The following is a 3,110-nucleotide window of genomic DNA, read 5'->3' on the forward strand; positions in this document are numbered from 1 at the left end:
AAGGAATACATCCCATACGTGTTTAATTTTAAAGTCATACGTAATTTCCTTTCTACTGTACATCATATTTCATTTTTCTCAAAACTCGCAAAGCTTCTTTAAACGATAAATACACTTGTTTAAAAGGTTTTAATACTAGTTTAGCATCAATCAGTTTTTGTTTAGCATCTTCAAAACCGTTGAGGTAACAAATCATTAAGGTAGAGGGTAAGTTTTCTAAATCTTTATTTTCTCTAATACTCAATTCAAATCCCTTTTCTAGCTTTTTTAAAATACTAAGGTTCACATTATAAATGTGAAATAGTAATTTTTTATTGAATTCTGGCGGTTGAAATAAAAACTCTCGTTCAATTTTATAGTATCCATTATCTTGAAAATGGATGGTTTGTTTTTCAAGTGGATAATAGCTGGTTTTATCATTTAAACCCAATGGAACATATTCAATAATAGTAAAAGTATCTTCGTTAAAAGTGATTTCAACCACATCTTGTGCCGAATAAAAGAGTTTAATTTGCTCATTAATTAATTCAATATCTACACGTGAGAGATAGGTTTTATCTCGAGATTTTTTAGTAATACCTGCCCAACAAATAACAAATAATTCTTTGAAGACTTTGTATTTTGGTGACATATCCTTGTGTCGAAGGTTCATAAAATCCATAACACCATCAAGCGTATTTTCAATGCTATTTCTGGAGTTGTTTTCAATACCAATTACGGTTTCGGTGTTTTGATAATTTTTTTCAAAGTCTCCGTCAAGTGGTATGGTATTGCTGCCGCGTCTAATAAAAATAGATGAAATAGGAATGGTGTGTATTCCTTTTTTGAAGGATGATGTTTTGTTTTTTGGTTTTATAGTTACAAGACCAACAACCTTGTCTTTTGGCAAATTTGGAAAAGGAACATTCTCGTATTGAATTTTGGGTGGATTTTCAAGATAGGCGTTTACAAGATTTTGGATACGGCTATCGTCAAAAAAATCATCACCTACAATTGTATTTTCCTGATCTTCAACGCCTACAACAATGTATGAATTATTAGTAGGGTTAGAGTTAGAAAGGGCACAAATGTGTTTTAAAAATTTTGCTTTTCCCTCACGAGAATGCAAGTTCAACTGTCTTTTTTTATCATAAAAACTACTCTCGTCATTATGAGCGAGTAGGTTTTTAATAAGTAGACGTTTGTTGATCATTGCGAGAGACTATTTTTATTTTTGTTAAGGTGTTTTTCCAATCCTATTTTAAATTTTGTCTCAGAATATAGAAAAAGGAACCGTGAATCATCAAATTTTAAATTTATTAGATAAAATTCTTATTAGCGGTTAAATTTTTCAAATTATTTCTAAACAATTTCCTTTTTTAAAATAGTAGCTGCTGCTTGGGCTGTTGGTAGTACCATCAAGTCGGCAATGTTTACGTGATATGGTCTTGACACCACAAAATGAATAATATCGGCAATATCCTCGGCACGCAAGGGTTCAAATCCTTTATATACATTTGCGGCTTTTTCTGTATCGCCTTTAAATCGTACTTCGCTAAACTCGGTCTCTACAGCGCCAGGATGTATGCCACCCACTCTTATGCCGTAGGGATTTAAGTCCATTCTCATAGCTTGGTTGAGTGCATCAACGGCGTGTTTAGAGGCGCAATATACATTTCCATTTGGATACACTTCTTTTCCAGCTATAGATCCTATGTTAATGATATGACCTGATTCTCGTTCTATCATTCCAGGAATCACAGCTTTTGAAACATATAAAAGTCCCTTGACATTAATATCGATCATAGCGTCCCAATCGTCTAAATTTCCGTTTTGAATTGGGTCAAGACCATGTGCGTTTCCTGCGTTATTAATCAAAATATCTATGGTTGCAAAGTTTTTCGGAATTGAGTTAATACTATCAAAAACCGCTATTTTGTCACGAACATCAAAGTTTAAAGTGTAAACTTCGGTAAGTTTTGAGAGTTCTTGTTTTAAATCATCTAGTCGATCTTCTCGTCTTCCGCAAAGGATAATTTTATAATTGTTTTTTGCTAAAAGCTGTGCGGTTGCTTTTCCTATTCCGCTAGTAGCTCCAGTTATTAATGCAGTTTTAGTCATTATTAGGATAATTTTATTTAAATAGTTTAAAAGGTACTAAGGTACTTTATGACCCATACTTTCTGTCCAGATGGCAAACCAATCTTCATGTTCTAGCTCTAATTCAACTGCTTTTTGTAGTGATTGTATGCGTGCCACATTTACAGTTCCCGCAATAGGAATTACTTGAGCTGGATGTTTTAAAATCCAAGCCAATAAAATAGAATCAGATCCTAAATGGTATTTTGAAACTAGCGTAGCTAGTAATTTTTTTAGTCTTCTCGTTTGTGGGATATCCTCTCTAAAAACGGATCCGAGTGGATTCCATGACATAGGACGAATGCCGTGAATTTGCATATAGTCAAGGCTGCCATCGAGCATGGACTCATGATGCGTAGCCGAAAACTGAATTTGATTGAATGAAACTTCGGTTTTGGTTCGGATGAGTTCTGTTTGTGAGGTGGTAAAATTTGATAATCCGAAATCATTAATTTTCCCAGCCGTTTTTAATTTTAAAACCGCCTCAGCAATTTCATCGGCTTGCATTAAGGGGCTAGGTCTGTGCAATAAGAGTACATCTAGATAATCTGTTTGCAAGTTTTTCAAGGAATTATCAACTGATTTTATGATGTATTCTTGTGAATATTGGTAATTTTTAACGGTGTTGTTTCTGTTTTCAGTTACCATTTGAATGCCACATTTAGAGATTAGTTGTATTCTTTCTCTATCTATTTTACTTGCAGCTAATGCTTTACCAAATTCAAATTCGGTGGTGTAATCTCCATAAATATCAGCATGGTCAAAAGTGCTTATTTTATTTTCAAGACACACATTGATCATATTTTCCATTTCTTTGGTATTGAGTTTTTTATCCCAAATTCCCCAATTCATGACCCCTGCTATTATGGGTGATATTTTTGTTTTGCTCATGGTTGATTTTTTTTGTTTAAAGATACAAAACTTTGAAATCAAAGTATAATATTCAAAGTTCTTAAAAATATAAAAATTGTATCACAATATGTCCTTAAAAT

At 33.0% G+C, this 3,110-nt stretch carries 3 protein-coding genes; all 3 read right to left on the reverse strand.

Annotated elements, in window-relative coordinates; translation table 11 throughout:
• Window positions 1–52: 52 nt before the first annotated feature.
• Window positions 53–1,192: an ATP-binding protein gene (locus FPG59_RS15205; protein ID WP_086455403.1), complete on the reverse strand. Its 1,140-nt coding sequence runs from the start codon at window positions 1,190–1,192 to the stop codon at window positions 53–55.
• Between the two features lie 149 nt (window positions 1,193–1,341).
• Complete coding sequence (locus FPG59_RS15210) at window positions 1,342–2,100, reverse strand: SDR family NAD(P)-dependent oxidoreductase (RefSeq protein ID WP_086455404.1); 759 nt, start codon at window positions 2,098–2,100, stop codon at window positions 1,342–1,344.
• Window positions 2,101–2,136: 36 nt separating this feature from the next.
• Window positions 2,137–3,009 carry an aldo/keto reductase family oxidoreductase gene (locus FPG59_RS15215; RefSeq protein WP_086455405.1) on the reverse strand — a complete coding sequence of 291 codons (873 nt, stop codon included), beginning with the start codon at window positions 3,007–3,009 and terminating at the stop codon, window positions 2,137–2,139.
• Window positions 3,010–3,110 lie beyond the last annotated feature (101 nt).

This window comes from Flavobacterium sp. FPG59, from assembly GCF_002150205.1.
GTDB lineage: Bacteria > Bacteroidota > Bacteroidia > Flavobacteriales > Flavobacteriaceae > Flavobacterium.